Genomic DNA, 17,814 nt, shown 5'->3' with positions numbered 1-17,814 from the left:
TAACAAAAATTACGTTAGGTGTGTTTGCCATTCTCAAAAAGGGCGAAAAAACTAATTGACATAGTACGCTTATACACCAAAAAAGATGCCCCCTGTTACAGGGACATCTTGTGTTTGGAGGACTTCCACGTAAAATAGCCGGTAACCAACCGGATCGCCAATTCAATGGCCCGCTCGTCCGGCTCGATTTTGGCATGATGCAAACCATAAGGCGTATCCACGCCTAGCCAAAACATGAAGCCAGGAATTTCGGCGAGAAAATACCCAAAGTCTTCCCCGGTCATTGCTTCCGAGCATTGGATCAGCGTGACATCGGGCCGTTCCGCCGTCAGCCAATCCATGAATTCTCCGGTCAGCTCGTGGTGATTGTACACCTGACAATAGTTCGAGCCGTAATCGATGGCAGCCCGGCATTCAAAGCCTGCTTCGATTCCTTTGACCAGCGCTTCAATCCGCCCTTTTACCTTGGCCATGGACTCCATCGACAGCGTACGGATCGTGCCTTCCATCCGCGCTTTTTCCGCAATGATGTTCTGCTTCGTTCCCCCCTCGATCTTGCCGATGGTCACGACCGCAGAATCAAGCGGGTCGATGTTGCGGGCGACGATAGACTGCAGCTGCGTCACCAGATGACTGGCTGCGACCACCATGTCGTTGGCCTTGTGCGGGTAGGCAGCGTGACCGCCCTTGCCGATCAGGTCAATAAACAGCTCCGAGGTATTTGCAAAAAGAATTCCTGGCTTCGTCGCCACCTGGCCGACCGGGTATTCCGGAGCGATGTGCAAAGCGAAGATCTCGTCCGGTCGCCATTCGCAGAACTCCCGGCTCGAAAGCATCGGCTTCGCCCCGCCCGGCCCTTCTTCCGCCGGTTGAAAGATAAACAACAGGTCATCGTCAATCGGATGGTGAACAAAATGCGTGAGAATCCCCAAGGCAATCGCCATGTGCATGTCGTGACCGCAGGCGTGCATGTATCCTTCATGCTTGGAACGGAAAGGATAGGACGTCTCTTCCGGAATGGGCAGACCGTCCATGTCGGTGCGCCATGCAAGCATTTTGGACGGGTTCATTCCCGCCAGCTTGACGAGGATGCCGGTTCGCCATGTTCTGATCTGCAGACGCTCCTGCGGCAGCCCGGCAAGGTAGTTCAGCAGGTACTCCTGGGTTTTGAACTCCTGAAAGCCGGGTTCGGGAATCCGGTGCAGGTCGCGGCGAATCTGGACGAACGAAGGCGTCGTTGTCATAAAGGATCACGCTCCCTTGGCTGCGCCCAGTTCTGCCAGTTGGCGCGAAAACACGTCCACAAACCGGTCCACGTCTTCCTTTGTCAGTGTCAAAGGGGGAAGCAGTCGAACGATCGTCTTTTGTGTGATGTCGACCAGGATGCCCTCTGCCAGCAGGTTTTGCTGCAGGCGGCTGGCTTCCTCCGGTTGGGCGTTCAGTGAAATGCCCACCATCATGCCTTTGCCGCGAATATCGCGAAGCACAGCGGTAAAGCTGCGGCCGAGCTCATGCAGCCGCTCCCACAGGTAGGACATCACTTCGTTGGATTGGGTCTGGAACACCGGGTCAAGCACCACGTCCAGCACGGCATTTCCAAGCGCAGCGCTGAGCGGCGCCGGTGCAAAGGTAGTGCCGTGGTCCCCAGGCTTGAACAGGTTCATCAGCTTCTCGCCGGCGATCACACCGCCAAGCGGCAGCCCGCCGCCGACACCTTTTGCAAACAGAATCAGATCGGGCGTTACACCGGCATGCTGATAGGCGAAAAAGCGCCCGGTACGTCCGATCCCCGTCTGGATCTCGTCCATGCAAAACAGCATGCCTTCCTGCCGGCAGATCGCTTCCACGTCACGCAGATAGGCTTCGCCAAGCGGCACCACGCCGCCTGAACCCAGCACCGGTTCCATCAGTACCGCAGCCGGTTTCGCCTCCCGGCAGAGGCTCTTCAGCTGCTCCGCATCCTCCGCATCCAGCTCATACACCGGAAACGACGGCTGAGGAAAATCCTGGTAGACGTGCGGCTGTCTGGTCAGGCGAATCGCGCCGAGCGTTCGGCCGTGGAAACTGTTGCGCAGCACCACGATGCCTTGCCGTCCGGCACCTCCAGCAACCGTCCATTTGTGAATCAGCTTGATCGCCGCCTCCGTCGCTTCTGCACCCGAGTTGGTAAAGAACACTTTTCCCTTCACACTGTGCTCGACAAGCCGCTGGGCCAGTCGGATGGCAGGTGTATTGAGGAAGAGGTTGGAGATGTGCAAGAACTTCTCCCCCTGTTCCCGCAAGGCCTGCATCACTTGCGGATGGGAATGACCGAGGACGTTGACCGCCAGGCCGGTAAACAAATCGAGATACGCCTTGCCATCCGTGTCGTACAGATGGTTTCCCTCGCCTTTTGCAATGGCGATCGGCAGGCGTTTATAAGTAGAGATGATATACTGTTCATCTAGCGAACGCCAATCCATATGCCCTCTCCTCTACTATTGCATGGCTTCGGCTGAAACTTTTACAGCTGTCTGAGCTCCTGCTTGATTTCCGTCTTGGACTTGGTCTTTTCGTCAATTTGTTTGATGATACGCGCAGGTGTGCCCGCCACGACTACATGGGGCGGTACATCTTCAATTACGACGGCGCCTGCGGCGACAACGGAGCCTTTTCCGACGCGAACGCCTTCCAGAATCACAGCGTTGGCCCCCACGACAACGTCATCTTCAACCACAACCGGCAGTGCCGACGGCGGTTCAATTACGCCGGCGATCACCGCGCCTGCACCAATGTGGCAGTTCTTGCCGATCGTGCCGCGTCCGCCGACCACTGCGTTCATGTCGATCATCGTGCCTTCACCGATCACTGCGCCGATGTTAATCACCGCGCCCATCATGATGACCGCGTTATTGCCGATCGACACCTGATCGCGAATGATCGCGCCCGGTTCGATACGCGCCTGGATATTTTTCGTCTCGAGAAGCGGGATGGCCGAATTGCGGCGGTCGCTCTCCACAACGTAATCGGCAATTTTCCCCTGGTTTTGTTCCAGTACAGGCTGAAGCTCCTTCCACTCACCAAACACAACGCCTGTGTTTCCCGTAATGAACGTCTTCGCATTCGGACCGAAGTCGATCCCCTCCAGTTCCCCTTTCAGGTACACCTTTACCGGCGTCTTCTTTTCGCTTTTTTGAATAAACGAAATAATTTCATGCGCATCCATCATGTTCACTGGGATGTCCTCCTTTGAAATGGGTATAGCAAAAAAGCAATGAGTAGAACGCTAGTACTCATTGCTCTTCAAGCTGCAAGCAAATCATTCAATAGCGCTCCATGAAAGCAAGCCTTTCATGACAGGGCGATCGTTGTTCACGAGAACCCCAGCTTCCACTGCCCGGGGATGCAGTCAAAGCTTCGGCGCATTGGCCTTTCCGTCCTTTTGTCGATTCCCCGCGACCCGTAAAATGACGTACTCATCCGCTGCGCACCTCTATTAGGATGACCATATGGAATTGCTTTTAACTGTACCAAAATCCTCCGAGTGTGGCAACTGCACTCGCGATTTCTTCGAAAATTTCCTAGTTCGACAATTTTCACTTTTCATCCGTAAGGGATCAGTGATACACTTAAGCCCCATCTTTTTTGAAAGGAATGGATACCATGCAGTTGACGAGCGAGCAGCTTTACGTCAGGGGATACAAAAGCGAGGACGCAGCCCCATTGTTGCAGCTGCGTCTTCGCAATCGAGATTTTTTTCTTCCGTTTGAACCGATCCGCCCTCCCTCCCACTACACACTGGAAGCGCAGCAGGAGTTTATCGCGGCCGCCATTCGAGATTTTGAATGCGGAACAGGATACGGGTATGGGAGGACCATCTGATCTTCGCCATGACTTATGAAGATTGGACAAGCCGCTCCTAGGATTCCCCCAGCTCTCTCAGACGCTGCAAAATCCTGCGCTTGCGGTACAGCATCATGCCTGCTTCCGCCACGTCCTGAACTGCGGAACGATTCAAATACGCCCCGAACAATATGCCGGCGATCGGCACCATCTGGAACAGCTTCTTCCAGCCAAAGTTTTCGGTGTAAGTCATAATCACTTCCCGCCACCCTTGCAGCTGCGCAAGAGTCTGACTGCGAACGGTTTGCGCGTCAAAGGCGGCCAATTCCTCCAAGATCGCCTTTTTGCCGACGATATCAGAGGAGGAGAACTGCAGGCATTTAATCACGAACATCCGCTCTCTCTTTTCCTCCGGCCGATAGCCGTAACAGAGGGCCATTTCCTGCAGCACCTTGAGGGAAGTGCCGACCAGGAGCGGAATATCGACCGCAAGCGTGAACAAGCCGCCAATGCCTGTCGTCGCTCCCTGTACGGTGGCGAACGCAGCACGGGAATGGCGCAAGTCTCGTGCAACCGCATCCATCGTTGCCAGGGGGAGTCTGGATACCTCTGTCGATGAGAGGGGCTCCCTTGCAGTGCCTGTCGGCAGGTACGGCTGGAAGCGCTCATACACGGCTTTTTCCTGGACCAGGTAAGTACCGCCGTGCTCCAGATAACTGGCAATCTCGTCCACAGCCGCTCCCAGTTTTTCCTGAACCGCGGCAGGTGTATACCGATCCAGCAGCACGAACGGCAGGCGGCCGAGCTTCTCCCAAAACCACAAGTCTTTTTGCTCCCGCTCCCATTTCTCTATCTCCGAATAAGCCTGCTCCAATGTTTCCCGCGTCTCCACATTTCCCACTCCTTACTTCGGACGCTTTAGCCTGCACTGATTGCGCAGGAGCTGTTTTACATGATCTTCCAATTCAGTCGATGAAGAGAAGCAGAGAAATTCCGAAACCTCCCTGACGATCCCCAGCTTTTCGTGCTTCACCAGCGATCCTTCCAATCGAAAACCGAACTTTTCGAGTACGTTCCGCATCTCTTCCCTCACCACGCACACTTCCTTCTCCTCATTTGGAGAAAAAAGCCCTCGCTTGAAGCAAGGGCCGCTCTCCTCTATTTTACAACAAAGGTGGCAGAAAAGGTCTGTTCGCGCTCGACCGTGTCCACTTCTTTCTCAAAGGTAGAAAGGCGGGCATATACGCCGCACGTACGGTATGCGAGCTTGTGGGTGACATGAATGGTATAGGTGCCAGGCTTGTTCCCGTTGTCCGCGATAATCTCCTTCATATCGATTGATTCGAGGCCGTCGTAGGCTGTGACGTCCGATTCCTTGTCGTGCTTGGGGCGGAAGGTACGCAAGGTATTGCTGTCGTTGTAGACGACCTTCACGACGTTCTCAGAAAAGATTTTTCCGCCGCTGTAGTAATGATACTCGCCGATCGTGTTCATACCGTACTCCCACCGGAGATCCGGTACCCATAAAAAACGCCTGTCTTTTTTATTGCTGGCATCTTTTTTCACTTTCATAACGCCGTGGTGAACGACGTGATTGGCGCTGAGTGACACTTTCGAAAATGCATCCAGTGCTCGCAGGGAGTGAACCGTCACCACTTCTCCATTACTCAGCTGCCTGCCGTCACTTGCGGTCAGGCGGATCGGCAGAAGGGCGGGAGCTTCCCCGATTTCGTCTCTTTCGCAGACAGGTGCGGACGGAGTCGGCGGGGTATCTTCATACACCCTTACATAGCCGCACCATGACACGTTTGGGTCTTTCTTGCTGTAGTAGTTGATCTTGTACCGCCCCGGCGAATAGCTGGAGAGCTCCAGGGCAGTGTGATCCCAGTTCAGGCGGGACGAGTCGACGACCATGTTGTCCACAGCCCATACACCCGGACCTTCGTCCGCGTCCTTATCGCTGCCGTATTTCAGGTGATCGCCTGCCGTCGTCAGCCAGATTTTGTAGATCGGCTTCTGGTAAAGCGTGACGGTATTGTTGGAAGAAGTCAGGTCTTCCTTTTCCATACGCAGCGAGGAGCGCTCGTTTTGCTGCATCATGATGTCCAGTGTCGCCCCCCCGGGAGACGGGGCACAGGAATTTTGCACGCCCGGGATTTCGATACGCAGAGTGTTGATCGACGTGGAGTTTCCTCCTTCGGGCTCATAGGTAACGGTAAGTGTCATCCCTGCCAGTTTCTCAGGCAGCTGCACCTCAAAATGTCGAGAGTCTCTGATCGACTGTCCCGTGCCGCTCACCGACCATCTGCCTGGCAAGTCTGCGAACAGCTGTACGGTGCTTGGAGCTGCTTTGGCGGTGATCTTTTGGCCGGGGGTCAGTTTCTGCCCCGTGGCATCCATCCCGAGATAAATATCCGTCAGTCCTACGTGCAGAGTAAAGCGCGATGGAGACAAGTTGACATCGGTTGGCTCAAACACCAGGTCGTACAAGCCGGATGGCAATGTACCCGTGTAGAAGCTTTGACCGCTGCCTTTTTTCATTTCGGTCTCGGCTCCCTGCCGATACAGCTTCCACGTTCCCGCACTGCTGGCATAATATCGCTTCGAACCCGACAAGCCGGGAATCGACTCGGTGGATCCGGTTGGAATCGGCGTTCCCGCTGCCGCTGTACCGCTGTAAATTTTAGCGTGTTGAAGCGCTTCTACGATGAACCTGACGTTAACCGTACTGCTTTTTTGCTGTGCGTCTTTCACGACAAAGGTAAGGATATGTGCTCCCGGGGCCAATTTGCCGGCGGGTATGGAGAAGCGCGGAACACTCCACTGCAGTGCCGGCTGACTGGCCTTGTTTTCCATGCGGAATTCGGGCAATTCCACTCCATCCAGATAGATCGAGCTGCTGCTTACATTGATTCCCTTGGCATAGGTCGTTTGCACGATATCAATTTCCAGCGGTGTTTCCGGCGGGAGGATAAATTCGTCGTTTTTCACCCAATTCCAGCCGTTACTGTTTAGACCCACCACCTGAAAGTCGTTGAAACTGATAAACTGGTGTACCGGTTTTGGCAAAGGCTTTGGCGCCTGAGTCATTCGCTTCCATGGTACGTTGGCCCCGTATGCAGGGGAAACGCCGGTCAAGGTTGATTGACTCATGGCCAGGCACACGAGAAGCGCGCAAACAAACAATCTCTTCACTTGATGTCCCTCTTTCATACCCATCTCACCCTGTTCCCACAGTCATGGCAACAGGCATCTGTCTTTATTCGACAAAAACTTTGCCTTTCCTCTCTTAACCATTTACCCCTGTTTTCAGTCTGGCGATTCCCTCCTGGCAAACACCGTAGGAAAACCACGAACACCCTTCGCAAAGGTGAACCAAATCATCCGGTTCCACGAGCGTTCGGGTCCGTTCCACCAGTTCCGACTTCAGGTAGACAGCCCCTTCCGTTAAATCGAGGTGCCTGATGACGTTGCGATCCAGCGTCTGAACGTGCTGTTCCGAGTCCCCGTTCGCCTCGCACTTCTCCTTTCCCTTGTTCGGGCAAACCTGACACGTGTCGTCAAAACCGCGTACGACTTGAATGGGGAAATCCTGTTTCGGGTCACGGATGCGCTCTACAATTTCCCCCATTTTGGCGACGAACTCCGGGCTGTAACCCATGCCCCGAAAACCGTGGACACAAAGCAAATGGTGTCCGCGAAGAATGACTTTATCCATCGAGAGTCCCCTTCCAGAGCGGGATATGAAAAAATCCATGCAGATAATGACATCATACCTGCTGAATGGGCAAAAAAACAGGGGGGAAATGCCCCCCTCATTTCGGTTCCAGCAACGACATGATATATCGCTTGACGTCCACCAGCCGCTCCGGCGGCGAAGGTACATCTCCCGCTGGAGCTATAAGAAGAGGGACCAGCGAATCACTGGCATCAAGCGACCCGTGATTGCTTCCGCCCGGATGATTCGGAGCTCCATCCGCAGTAAACTCTGCTCCCGGCCGCGCTGTGGCGATCAGGAAACGCCCGGCATGTGAACGTAGGGCGCTCTGCAGCCGACGAAGCCCGTCCGGATGAGAATCGGACACCAGACGGCTGTCTTCCCGTCGCACTTTCAGATTCATCACCCCAAAATCACCGCGCACATCCCAACGCTTACCGAACGTGTCGCTTCGCTCCGCCCCCGATCGGTAACGAAGCTCTCTCCCGCCCTGCCGGACATGGGTCCATTCGTCTTTCTGCCACGCAATCAGGTCAATTCGTTCATCCGACTTCAGCCGATCGATCATAGCCGGAAGAGGAGCCCGCTCCGACAGCGAATAGACGTAGCACATGCGCCCGTTAACCGCAAACGCCACGTCATCTGTCGGCTGCAGCTCCTCACCCAAGCGGTAGGGGCGGAGCCCGGACAATGTCTCTTCCAGATCGATTAACGCCGTTTCCCGCCGGGTTCCAGTTGCGGTCACCCCGCTGTCACCCATCAGCAGAAACACATGCTGTCGCAATGCATCCTCCCAGTTGCCAAAAGCGTTCAGTATGTGCTGGAGCTGAACCTCCACTTTTTTTAGTCCTTCCAAAAAGGCAGGACCGTATTTATGCAGGTCGCCGTCCATGTCGGGAAAATAGGCCAGGGTCACGTCAGGAAGTCGGTTTTCCTTGATCAAGCTGATCAGGCTCCGAGCGGTGTAATCGCTGTTCATGCCCATGGAGCGAAATGGGCTGGTCGGCAAATAGTCGTCGGTCACTCTGGAAAGCGCACCGAGGGCTAGCAGATCAGGTCCCTGCAGCCGCACCGTGTACATCCCCTTGATGCCAAAATGATGTCCCTGTTGTCCGCGATAAAGCAAACCGTTAATCGATCCGGTAGTGAACCCTTTGGCGGACAATTCTTCATGCAGCGTTCTTGTTTTTTTGGACAAATGGAGATGATTCAAGTGAAAAAAGCTGTCTTCAAACCATTGGGGCAGACCCGGTTTCCAGACGATTCGCATCCCGTCTCCGTAATCGACCATCCGTTTTTCCGATTGGTTGAACCAGAGCAGTCCCGGCACATGATGCTGGTCCGCGTAGGTACCGGTCAAAATCGTGCTGTCAATGGTGACAGACATGGTCGGAAACGAACTGATCGCATCCCGTCGATACAGCCCGTTTTTCATCAAAAACGCCAGGGCAGGCGCTTCGTTTCTCATGACCAGCTGCTCCAGCGAGCGGGAGAGCATCGAATCGATCAGCAAAAGTATCACTTTACGTTTTGCTGCCAACCCGGAGGTATGGATGCGTTCCTCTGTCCAGTGAAGTTGACCGGACTGTACCCAGGCAGATCCGAACACAGTGCCAAGCAGGATCGCGATCAGGGATAACCGGCCAAGTTTACTCCTCAGCATTGAATGAAAGCCTCCCGGAACGTTTTCCCATATTGTGTCCACCCAGCCTTTTCTTAGCCATCTGACCGTTCTCACAGCTGTCGTATAGTTTTTCCAGCCTTGCAAACGCTAGAAGGGATACCTGTGGAAAGGAGTAAATCCCCATGGAAAAACAAAGTGACGACAAGAAGGCAAAGCACGAGCCCACCATCGCCCCCGGGATGGAGATGGACGCGCTGGATGAAGAGGCTACCCCCGAGGAGATTGAAAACAACGACTACACCCCTGTCACCATTCTGTATCGAGACTGGATCTGACTGACCGCCCCGTTGCCGTAACGGGGTCTTTTTTGCGTTTCCTATAGTCTATTCCTATCTGATTGATACTTTTTATAGATTGGACTTATTTACACAAGGCTGGTAAAAAGAAAAAAAGGCCCCTGCAGGGACACGAATACGGGAGAGTGAAGAGGAATGGTACAGCAATGGAATGCCCGATTGTATGACGACAATATGCAGTTTGTCTCCCAACTGGGAAAGGGACTGCTCGACTGGCTTGGTCCCGCTCCGGGGGAAGCGATTCTGGATCTTGGCTGCGGTACGGGAGACTTGACGAATGAACTGGCTGAAGCGGGAGCAGTACCAACGGGAATAGATCTTTCGCCGGCGATGATCGAGCTGGCTCGTGAAAAATACCCGTCTCTGCGCTTCCTCGTTGCCGACGCAGAGACGTACCGGAGTGAAGAATCCTTTGACGGTGTTTTTTCCAATGCCGCACTGCACTGGATGAAGCGGCCGGAAGCGGTAATCCGTACCGTTCGTCATGCGCTGCGGCCGGGTGGTCGCTTTGTGGCAGAATTCGGCGGAAAAGGCAACGTGGGCAGTATCGTCGAAGCAATCGAGGCAGTTTTGGCTGAAGTCGGGATCGACGCGAAGGGACGGAATCCTTGGTATTTCCCAAGCATCGGCGAATACGGCGCGCTGCTGGAGCAAAACGGGTTTCGGCTTGTGAGGGCCAACCATTTTGACCGTCCGACCCAGCTTTCCGACGGGGAACGGGGCATCCGACACTGGCTCGACTCCTTCGCAGGCGTGTTTTTTCAAGAGATGTCGTTGGAACAAAAGGAGCGTGCCTGCGAACGGATCGCCGAAACGCTAAGGTCTACCCTCTTTCAGGACGGAAGTTGGGTGGCGGACTACAAGCGCATCCGCATTCTGGCCGTCAAAGAAAAAGCATAGGTTTGTAACATCATTCCACCACGCTTTCTTCAATCACCAGGATCCCGTCCGTCGCGTTCATGCTGGCCTTGACACCAAACGGCAGGGCGATATTGTAAAACCCATGTCCTGCCTGAAGATTCCAAATCGTCGGTTTGCCGTACGGAACAACAATCTCGCGAAATACGTCAAGCACCCCGAATCCGTCCTTGTATTTTTTGGATTCACAGTTTGTCCAGGTGCCAAGAATAATTCCTGCTGCGTCGGAAAACTTGCCGGCCAGCGCCAGCTGCGTCAGCATCCGGTCAACGCGGTACGGCTCCTCGTCGATGTCCTCCAGAAACAGCAGCTTCCCCTTTGTGTCAAGCTCATAGGGCGTCCCCATCAAGGCAGCCACCAGGGACAGATTCCCTCCTACGATTGGGCCGCTGGCTTCTCCGTCCACCAAACAGACCAGCTCTTCCCCCTCAGGATTCACGATCTGGCCAAGCGGCTCCGCCTGTGTCATGGCGCGCAGCAAATAGTCCCTAGATACGGGATCCAGCGTATGGGCAATCCCCGCAGAGGCCATCGGACCATGCAGGGTGGCTAATCCGGCTCGTTGCCCCAAGGCCGTATGAAGCGCCGTGATGTCGCTGTAGCCGATAAACAGTTTGGGATTGTCCGCAATACACTCGTAGTCGAGCAGCGGCAGGATTTGCGGAGAGCCGTATCCCCCTCGCAAACACATGATTCCGTCTACCTCGGGATCGGCAAACATCGCGTTCAGTTCTTTCGCTCTCCATTCCGCCGGACCTGCCAAATAGCCTCCATACGTTTGCCGGCACGTTTCTCCCAGCTTCACCTGAAACCCCAGCGCTTCCAGTTCAGCCAGGGCAGTCGGCACGATCTCCGGTTTCGGAGAAGATGGAGCGATCACTCCAATGGTATCCCCCGGCAAAAGGGGTTTTCCTTTTTTCATCATGCTTCACCTCGTCTGTTTCAAAATGGACTTGGGTAAAAATGTTTTCGGAATGCGAAACTTGGCTGTTTTCTGCGGATTGACCAACTGGCTGACGCACACATCTCCAGCCGTTCCCAACAAGCAAACCAGCTCGTTGGCTGTCAACCCCGGCATCCATTCCTGCAAAAGACGGAACATGCCCTCGGCCGCCTGACTGCACGCTTCGTCAATCGTCGGCGCGGATGCGATGACGTACAGGAAGTGCTCGTCCTCCAGCACGGGTTGAGACAATGCCACTCCTTTTATCAGTTCGATCCGAACTCGTACTTTGCCTCCTATTTCCACTCCGCAAACGGCCGATTCCCCGTCCCCCATGGCGGCATGCAAGTCTCCCATGGCCAGATTTGCTCCCGGTTGGAAAACGGGAAGATAGAGCACCGCTCCCTCTGTAATCTCCTTCGTATCCAGGTTTCCGCCGTGACATCCGGGAACCAGCGTGTTCACGCTCCCTTCAGCCGGTGCTACTCCGATCACCCCGATCATTGGCTCAAGCGGCACGGACAGGTCCGGGCGCAAATGCACCTGATTGCCTTTCACCACCGGTTTCAGTACCTGTTCGTATTCCACAAAACGCTTCAACACTCCTGATCCGGGACGGAGGTACATGGTTCCCGTCTCCTCCAACTGAATGGACAAGATTTCAATTTTCAGAACATCGCCCGGCTCCGCTCCGCGAACCGCCACCGGACCTGTCGCCGGGTTGATTCCGTCCAGCTGGTGGTCCTGATGGGAGGAGCTTTCCGTCAGTTGCCCCCGGTAACAGTCATAGGTCTCAAAGACGACCTCGCTTCCGGATTCTACGGTTGCCACCGGCTCCATGTCAAAAGAAAACGAATCAATACAATTCTGTTTGAAGATCACTGTCATCCTGTTCAACCTCTTTTCCGCCGTCAAATAATAGTCGCCCTATTATCTTACTCCACATCCGCTACTCCTTGTAACCCCATTTAAAATCGATGTAGCCAAGCGGATCCACCTGAACGCCTTTCACCTTCCCGCTCTGCACCCATGCATTTACGTCGCTGAAAATGCCGGTCAGCGGCATCTCCTCCATCAAGAGCGTCTCCGCTTCCAACAGGATTTGCCTGCGCTTCTTTTCATCGCGCTCCACACAGGACTTCCTGATCAGTTCGGTGTAGGTCGGATTGTGCCAGCGCGTGATGTTGCTTGAGCTGTACTTCTCGATGAATTTTTGCAGGAAATTGATGGAATCGTTATAGTCCGCAGTCCAGCCGGAACGGGTAATCTCAAACTTGCCCAGTTCCTGGTCGTCCAGGTACACCTTTGTTTCCTTGTTGACCAGCTTTACGTCTGCACCCAATTCCTTTTTCCACTGCGCCTGCAGCGCTTCCGCAATCGCCTTGTTGCGGTCGGAGGTATTGTACAGGTACGTAATCGGAGGCAGCTTGGTGATCCCCAGTTCCTTCATGCCCTGAGCCAGCAGTCTGCGTGCTTCCTCAGGCTGGTTGTCGGCGAAAAACCCTTCCGGCTTCAGGCTTAGGGAAACAGGCGTAATTCCCATCAGCGGCGTCTGTCCCGCCTGACCGATGTTGTCCGCGATATCCTTGCGATGAATGGCGTAGGCAAACGCTTTTCGCACCTTCGTATTGGTAAACGGCTCTCGTTCAACATGAAAGCGTATGTAATAAGAAGCAGCCTTTGGTTTGGTGATCAGCTTGCCTTCCTGCTTCAACGGACCGACTGCGTCAACCGGCAAACTGCTGATCGGCTGCCCGGCCCAATCCAGATCGCCGTTTTCAAACATCGCCAGCTCCGTGTTGTCGTCTTCCATCATGGAAAATTCGATCCGCTCCAGCTTTACCGCATTCTGGTCCCAATACGTGTCGTTCTTCAATAGAACCAGTTTGCTTCTGTGGTTCCAGGTATCCAGTTTGAACGGGCCGTTACTGACCAGTGTCCTGGGATTGCGGGCCCATCCTTGGTTGGATTCCACGACCTTTTGGTGAAGCGGATAGAAGAAAGAAACAATCGTGGGGAAGTAGGGAGTCGGGTTCTCCAGCGTCACCTGCAGCGTCTTGTCGTCCAGCGCCTTTACGCCGACTTCTTCACGCTTTGCCTTGCCGGACTGGTACGCCTCCGCGTTTTTGATCGGGAAAAACCGATAGGCGGAGCCGGAAGCCGTTTTCGGGTCAAGGGCGTGTTTCCAGGCAGACTCGAAATCGTGCGCCGTCACCGGATCGCCGTTGGTCCACTGGGATTTGCGAAGCGCAAAGGTATACGTCTTCTTGTCGTCCGAGACCTTCATGTCGGCGGCAAGCGAATTTACCGGATTGCCATCCTGGTCCAATCGGGTAAGTCCGTCAAAGATCGCTCGAATCACAGCCCCCGAGATGACGTCTTCCGACAGAGTCGGATCAAGCGTAGCCGGTTCCTCCATATTCAACCGCAGCACCTGCGGCTCGATACGGGGGATTGGCGCTGCCGCGGCCGAATTCCGCCCGGAACATCCCGTCATCAAACCGCCCAGCATCAGCACGAAACTGAGAAAAGCGATGGAATGCTTGTTCATATTCGCAAAACCCCCCTTTATCTGCTTGGAGAAGATTGTCTCCCAACCAGCACGTCTCATTATTCTCCGCAGAAGAGGGGTGATTCATAAAAGGAATAGCGTACCTGACATCGGCATGACCGGAGAGAACCCAATTGACACTTCCCGCTTTTTGCTCTTCAATAAGGATTAATAGCAAAATACTGACCGCACCATTAACTAGCGGCTGCAAGGGAGATTATCGAGATGACTATGTTCAAAGCATTGACGATCGCTGGTTCTGACACCAGCGGCGGGGCCGGTATTCAGGCTGACCTTAAAACCTTTCAGGAGCGCGGCGTGTATGGCATGACTGCCCTGACCGTGATCGTCGCTCAAGACCCTCACAACGGATGGTTTCATGAGGTTTTCCCCATCTCCGTGGAAACCTTGGAAAAACAAATCGAGACTGTTGTGTCCGGAATCGGAATCGACGCCGTTAAGACAGGGATGCTCGGTTCCACCGAGATCATTGAATTGGTGGCCAAAAAAATCGATCAGTACCAATTGAAAAACGTTGTGGTAGACCCGGTAATGGTCTGCAAAGGTGCGGATGAAGTGCTTCACCCAGAAACGGCCGTAAGCTTACGAGAGGTGCTTGTTCCCCGGGCTACCATCGTCACTCCGAACCTGTTTGAAGCGGGGCAGCTTAGCCAACTGGGACAGCTGAAAACCGTCGACGACATGAAAGAAGCAGCCAAACGAATTCACGCACTCGGCCCTGATTACGTCCTGGTAAAAGGCGGCGGAAAGCTGCAGCATGAAAAAGCGGTCGACGTCCTGTTTGATGGAAAAACGTTTGAAGTACTGGAAGGCGACCGGATCCAAACGACGTACACACATGGAGCAGGCTGTACCTATTCTGCCGCCATTTGCGCAGAGCTCGCAAAAGGCAAGTCCGTTCGGGAAGCCGTGCACCTCGCGAAGGCTTTTATCACGGAAGCCATTCGTCACTCCTTCCCGCTCAACCAATACGTTGGACCGACCAATCACGCTGCTTATCGCTTGGTTCACAACGCGTAACGGAAAAAGTACAAACTCCTATCTGTCCAGTGGACGGATAGGAGTTTTTTGTTCGTTTTACGCTTCCTTCTTCATGTACATATCGCTTGCCGGTGCTTGCACAGGCGCAGGCTTTTTTCGCATGGTCGCAACGGTAAACACAATCAGCGCACTCCAGATGAAGCCAAAGCTGATAACATGTGTCGCGGTAAAGGGTTCCCCGAACACAAAGATGGCCAGCAGCAGACTGGCACTTGGAGCAAGGTACTGAATGAAACCAAGCGTCGAGAGCGACAGCGTTTTTGTTGACTGAGCAAACCAGTACAGTGGCAGAGCAGTGGCTACGCCAACCAGGGTAAGGAGAGGCAGCTGCCAGCCGGACAGTGTGGAAACGGTATCCGTTTCATTTATATGAATATAGACAAGATACAGAAGGGATAGCGGAAATACGATCAGCGTCTCCCACGCAAGACTGAGCATGGAATCGAGGTTGATTACTTTTTTCGCCAGTCCGTACAAAGCGAAAGTCAAGGCCAAGGAAATCGCAACCCACGGTATCTGCCCGTACTGAAGAGCAATGATGGAGACCCCTACAGTCGCAAGCCCGATGGCAACCCATTGCCCCATCCGCAGCTTCTCCTTTAAAAAGAGGACGCCGAACAACACGTTGATGAGCGGATTGATATAGTATCCGAGGCTGGTTTCCATTACATGATCGTTATTGACCGCCCAGATAAATATGAGCCAGTTTGCGCTAATTAACAGAGCGGAGATGAGAATAGCCACTTTTTTCTTCCGATCCGCCACCGCCTCCCACATTTGAGGCAATCGGCTGGTTATTGCCAGCCATAATCCTACAAACACGACAGACCAAACAACTCGGTGCGCGAGGATTTCCCAGGCCGCCATCTGCTGAAACAACTTCCAATACAGCGGCATTAGCCCCCAGACTAAATACGCCGCGATACCAAACAACACTCCCTGCTTCATTCTCCTCCGCCCCCAACTTGTTTCTCGTACCATTCCAGTTTAGCCGAAGTAAGGCAAAACGGCTATTTATTTTCATTAAGAGCATACTTCCAAAGAGCAGAGGCACCTTCTTTATTCCTCTACCATAGCAGCAGGTTATCAAGGTAACAAGTTATCACAGTAAAGAATGGGTAATTTTTTATTTTACCACGAATCATTCTGTAGTAAAATAGGGAACTGTGTAGAAATCATGTTTTAGTTAAGTGAGGAAGTCATCCATGGTCTACTGGCGTTCGGTTTTCCTTGTATTAATGGGAGCTTGCAGTTATGGGGTGCTGGCGGTGTTTATGAAATTTGCCTTTATCGCTGGCTTTTCCCCCTACGAGCTAAGCGGTGCACAATTATTCTTTGGGTCCGTCTTGATGTCAATCATTGCATTGCTGCTCTCCCGTGAACGTTTTACCTTTCGACATGTTTTTGTCCTGCTGCCCGCCAGCGTCATGATGGCCTGCACCAGTATCTTTTACCATCAGGCGGTGAGTGAAGTTTCTGCCTCCCTGGCAATCGTGCTGTTGTTCCAGTTCACCTGGATCGGCGTACTAATCGAAGCAGCGGTAAACCGGAAAAAACCGAGCCCTCAGCAATTGCTCTCCCTTTTGCTGTTGGGAGTCGGCACAGTGTTTGCCAGCGGATTGGTTGAAACCGGGATTCAACAGATAAGTCTAAAGGGTCTGATCTGCGGATTATTGTCGGGTTTTACCTACGCCATGGTGATTTTCTTCAGCGGAAGACTTGGCGTCGGGATGGACCCGTACCTCCGCAGCGCCGTTTCCATCACAAGTGCGGCCGTTCTTCTATCTCTCGTGTATCCGCCTGTCTTTTTGCTAAATGGGCGCCTGTGGGACGGCCTACTGACATACGGAATATTGGTAGCCTGCTTCGGATCGCTGATTCCCATCCTGTGCCTCACCGTCGGCGTTCCCCGTATTGGAAGCGGACTGGCTACCATTCTCTGCGCGGTTGAGCTTCCGACAGTCGTGTTTTTATCCAGCTCCATCCTGCTTGAACCGGTCAGTCTCGCTCAATGGAGCGGCGTCACGATGATTCTCGTAGCGATTGCCTTGCCTCAACTAAAGGTAAGACAGTTGTTTTCCACTTTGCGTACATCTAAGGCAAAAAGCCCTTGATCGCTCGGATCAAGGGCTTTCTCCTGTAACAAATCAACTTCGCTGTCGTCTTTACAACAAAGGAAGGTGAAAGTCATGAATAAGATCATATTGCTGCTTGGAGTAGGTATTGTTATTCTCCTGGGCATTTCCCTGTTCCTTCCTCAGTTCCAACAGCCCACGGTGTGATGAGCGGATCGATTATTTCGGTAGAGCCGGCTTCTGCTGGCGGCAGCTCGCTCGGAAAAATTCTCGTCGAAGGAAAGCAGGCAACCAACCCTGCCGACAAGGCAAGCGTAACCCTAACCAGGCAAACCCAACTGCTGGGGAGAGATGGTACTGTACTTCGCTTTGATGATCTCAAGCCGGGAAGCAGTGTGGAAGTGCTCTTTACCGGTCCTGTACTGGAGTCGTATCCCGTTCAAATTACGGCAACGAAGGTGATTGTACAGTAAATAAAGAAAACCCAGCCGACTTTAGCTAACGCTGGTGTCGGCTGGGGCCCCGAACACTTTTCTAGCGGCTGTATGGGATTTCCAAATTTATAAATTCTTATACACTAAAAAAAGCCCGGGTCTATCTCAAGGGGAGATAAACTCGGGCTTTGTACTTGTACCTTGAAAACTGGATACGCAAGTTTTGCACAAGGATGTGTGGATAAGTCCTCGACCGATTAGTATTCGTCAGCTCCACGCGTTGCCGCGCTTCCACACCGAACCTATCAACC

18 protein-coding genes and 1 riboswitch are annotated in these 17,814 nt (G+C 53.5%); of the genes, 6 read left to right on the top strand and 12 right to left on the bottom strand.

From position 1 onward, the window contains the following. Nucleotides 1-95 precede the first annotated feature (95 nt). The 3 genes from ACE99V_RS18655 to dapD are packed head-to-tail and all read right to left on the bottom strand — an operon-like array spanning nt 96 to nt 3,214. On the bottom strand, nt 96-1,244 hold the full coding sequence (locus tag ACE99V_RS18655) for an N-acetyldiaminopimelate deacetylase (RefSeq protein WP_400492734.1): 1,149 nt from the start codon (nt 1,242-1,244) through the stop codon (nt 96-98). A 6-nt stretch (nt 1,245-1,250) separates the two neighbouring features. Beyond that, complete coding sequence (locus ACE99V_RS18650; RefSeq protein ID WP_400492733.1) at nt 1,251-2,462, bottom strand: aspartate aminotransferase family protein; 1,212 nt, start codon at nt 2,460-2,462, stop codon at nt 1,251-1,253. A 41-nt stretch (nt 2,463-2,503) separates the two neighbouring features. Beyond that, nucleotides 2,504-3,214 carry a 2,3,4,5-tetrahydropyridine-2,6-dicarboxylate N-acetyltransferase gene (gene dapD / locus ACE99V_RS18645; protein WP_400492732.1) on the bottom strand — a complete coding sequence of 237 codons (711 nt, stop codon included), beginning with the start codon at nt 3,212-3,214 and terminating at the stop codon, nt 2,504-2,506. 84 nt (nt 3,215-3,298) lie between these two features. After that, nucleotides 3,299-3,483, bottom strand: a riboswitch (Lysine riboswitch). A 159-nt stretch (nt 3,484-3,642) separates the two neighbouring features. On the opposite strand from dapD, the gene ACE99V_RS18640 reads away from it, so the two are divergent. Further along, a complete protein-coding gene (locus ACE99V_RS18640) occupies nt 3,643-3,861 on the top strand; it encodes a GNAT family protein (protein WP_400492731.1) in 219 nt (72 codons plus the stop codon). A gap of 37 nt (nt 3,862-3,898) precedes the next feature. Here ACE99V_RS18640 and ACE99V_RS18635 read toward each other — a convergent pair whose 3' ends face one another. The 5 genes from ACE99V_RS18635 to ACE99V_RS18615 all read right to left on the bottom strand — a co-directional run bounded on the left by ACE99V_RS18635 (nt 3,899) and on the right by ACE99V_RS18615 (nt 9,203). Further along, the gene (locus ACE99V_RS18635; RefSeq protein ID WP_400492730.1) at nt 3,899-4,714 is read right to left on the bottom strand and encodes an EcsC family protein; all 816 of its coding nucleotides are present in this window, start codon (nt 4,712-4,714) and stop codon (nt 3,899-3,901) included. Between the two features lie 12 nt (nt 4,715-4,726). Further along, entirely contained in the window at nt 4,727-4,903 is a 177-nt protein-coding gene (locus ACE99V_RS18630; protein ID WP_400492729.1) for a hypothetical protein, read from the bottom strand. Nucleotides 4,904-4,980: 77 nt separating this feature from the next. Continuing rightward, nucleotides 4,981-7,017: a hypothetical protein gene (locus ACE99V_RS18625; protein ID WP_400492728.1), complete on the bottom strand. Its 2,037-nt coding sequence runs from the start codon at nt 7,015-7,017 to the stop codon at nt 4,981-4,983. Nucleotides 7,018-7,111: 94 nt separating this feature from the next. Beyond that, nucleotides 7,112-7,540: a DUF1284 domain-containing protein gene (locus ACE99V_RS18620; protein WP_400492727.1), complete on the bottom strand. Its 429-nt coding sequence runs from the start codon at nt 7,538-7,540 to the stop codon at nt 7,112-7,114. A 97-nt stretch (nt 7,541-7,637) separates the two neighbouring features. After that, the gene (locus ACE99V_RS18615; protein ID WP_400492726.1) at nt 7,638-9,203 is read right to left on the bottom strand and encodes an alkaline phosphatase family protein; all 1,566 of its coding nucleotides are present in this window, start codon (nt 9,201-9,203) and stop codon (nt 7,638-7,640) included. Between the two features lie 143 nt (nt 9,204-9,346). Between ACE99V_RS18615 and ACE99V_RS18610 the strand changes: the two genes are divergently transcribed. Together ACE99V_RS18610 and ACE99V_RS18605 are read left to right on the top strand one after the other, a co-directional pair. Further along, the gene (locus ACE99V_RS18610; protein WP_400492725.1) at nt 9,347-9,499 is read left to right on the top strand and encodes a hypothetical protein; all 153 of its coding nucleotides are present in this window, start codon (nt 9,347-9,349) and stop codon (nt 9,497-9,499) included. Between the two features lie 156 nt (nt 9,500-9,655). Further along, on the top strand, nt 9,656-10,420 hold the full coding sequence (locus ACE99V_RS18605; protein WP_400492723.1) for a methyltransferase domain-containing protein: 765 nt from the start codon (nt 9,656-9,658) through the stop codon (nt 10,418-10,420). Between the two features lie 10 nt (nt 10,421-10,430). On the opposite strand, the gene ACE99V_RS18600 is transcribed toward ACE99V_RS18605, so the two are convergent. From ACE99V_RS18600 to ACE99V_RS18590, 3 genes are all read right to left on the bottom strand, one after another. Next, a complete protein-coding gene (locus ACE99V_RS18600; RefSeq protein ID WP_400492735.1) occupies nt 10,431-11,360 on the bottom strand; it encodes a S66 peptidase family protein in 930 nt (309 codons plus the stop codon). Between the two features lie 6 nt (nt 11,361-11,366). Further along, nucleotides 11,367-12,269 (bottom strand): acetamidase/formamidase family protein, encoded by a 903-nt coding sequence (locus ACE99V_RS18595; RefSeq protein WP_400492722.1) that lies wholly within the window; start codon nt 12,267-12,269, stop codon nt 11,367-11,369. Between the two features lie 61 nt (nt 12,270-12,330). Further along, nucleotides 12,331-13,932 carry a peptide ABC transporter substrate-binding protein gene (locus tag ACE99V_RS18590; RefSeq protein WP_400492720.1) on the bottom strand — a complete coding sequence of 534 codons (1,602 nt, stop codon included), beginning with the start codon at nt 13,930-13,932 and terminating at the stop codon, nt 12,331-12,333. A 225-nt stretch (nt 13,933-14,157) separates the two neighbouring features. On the opposite strand from ACE99V_RS18590, the gene pdxK reads away from it, so the two are divergent. Next, nucleotides 14,158-14,973, top strand: coding sequence for a pyridoxine/pyridoxal/pyridoxamine kinase (gene pdxK, locus ACE99V_RS18585; protein ID WP_400492719.1), 816 nt, complete (start codon nt 14,158-14,160; stop codon nt 14,971-14,973). Between the two features lie 57 nt (nt 14,974-15,030). On the opposite strand, the gene rarD is transcribed toward pdxK, so the two are convergent. After that, nucleotides 15,031-15,942, bottom strand: coding sequence for an EamA family transporter RarD (gene rarD, locus ACE99V_RS18580; protein ID WP_400492718.1), 912 nt, complete (start codon nt 15,940-15,942; stop codon nt 15,031-15,033). Between the two features lie 257 nt (nt 15,943-16,199). On the opposite strand from rarD, the gene ACE99V_RS18575 reads away from it, so the two are divergent. Next, nucleotides 16,200-17,108 carry a DMT family transporter gene (locus ACE99V_RS18575; protein ID WP_400492717.1) on the top strand — a complete coding sequence of 303 codons (909 nt, stop codon included), beginning with the start codon at nt 16,200-16,202 and terminating at the stop codon, nt 17,106-17,108. Between the two features lie 167 nt (nt 17,109-17,275). Then, entirely contained in the window at nt 17,276-17,542 is a 267-nt protein-coding gene (locus tag ACE99V_RS18570) for a DUF3221 domain-containing protein (protein ID WP_400492716.1), read from the top strand. Nucleotides 17,543-17,814 lie beyond the last annotated feature (272 nt).

Origin of the sequence: Brevibacillus soli (assembly GCF_044759095.2) — a bacterium.
In the GTDB taxonomy this organism is placed as follows: domain Bacteria; phylum Bacillota; class Bacilli; order Brevibacillales; family Brevibacillaceae; genus JBIYSM02.
This window is presented reverse-complemented; position numbering and strand designations above follow the sequence as displayed.

Bases quoted from the DNA above. Each gene is read 5' to 3' on its own strand.
- ACE99V_RS18630 (WP_400492729.1), bottom strand. From the start codon at position 4,903: ATGCGGAACGTACTCGAAAAGTTCGGTTTTCGATTGGAAGGATCGCTG.
- ACE99V_RS18570 (WP_400492716.1), top strand. From the start codon at position 17,276: ATGAGCGGATCGATTATTTCGGTAGAGCCGGCTTCTGCTGGCGGCAGC.
- pdxK (WP_400492719.1), top strand. From the start codon at position 14,158: ATGACTATGTTCAAAGCATTGACGATCGCTGGTTCTGACACCAGCGGC.
- ACE99V_RS18650 (WP_400492733.1), bottom strand. From the start codon at position 2,462: ATGGATTGGCGTTCGCTAGATGAACAGTATATCATCTCTACTTATAAA.
- ACE99V_RS18640 (WP_400492731.1), top strand. From the start codon at position 3,643: ATGCAGTTGACGAGCGAGCAGCTTTACGTCAGGGGATACAAAAGCGAG.
- ACE99V_RS18610 (WP_400492725.1), top strand. From the start codon at position 9,347: ATGGAAAAACAAAGTGACGACAAGAAGGCAAAGCACGAGCCCACCATC.
- ACE99V_RS18605 (WP_400492723.1), top strand. From the start codon at position 9,656: ATGGTACAGCAATGGAATGCCCGATTGTATGACGACAATATGCAGTTT.
- ACE99V_RS18620 (WP_400492727.1), bottom strand. From the start codon at position 7,540: ATGGATAAAGTCATTCTTCGCGGACACCATTTGCTTTGTGTCCACGGT.
- ACE99V_RS18615 (WP_400492726.1), bottom strand. From the start codon at position 9,203: ATGCTGAGGAGTAAACTTGGCCGGTTATCCCTGATCGCGATCCTGCTT.
- rarD (WP_400492718.1), bottom strand. From the start codon at position 15,942: ATGAAGCAGGGAGTGTTGTTTGGTATCGCGGCGTATTTAGTCTGGGGG.
- ACE99V_RS18590 (WP_400492720.1), bottom strand. From the start codon at position 13,932: ATGAACAAGCATTCCATCGCTTTTCTCAGTTTCGTGCTGATGCTGGGC.
- ACE99V_RS18655 (WP_400492734.1), bottom strand. From the start codon at position 1,244: ATGACAACGACGCCTTCGTTCGTCCAGATTCGCCGCGACCTGCACCGG.
- ACE99V_RS18600 (WP_400492735.1), bottom strand. From the start codon at position 11,360: ATGAAAAAAGGAAAACCCCTTTTGCCGGGGGATACCATTGGAGTGATC.
- ACE99V_RS18575 (WP_400492717.1), top strand. From the start codon at position 16,200: ATGGTCTACTGGCGTTCGGTTTTCCTTGTATTAATGGGAGCTTGCAGT.
- ACE99V_RS18595 (WP_400492722.1), bottom strand. From the start codon at position 12,269: ATGACAGTGATCTTCAAACAGAATTGTATTGATTCGTTTTCTTTTGAC.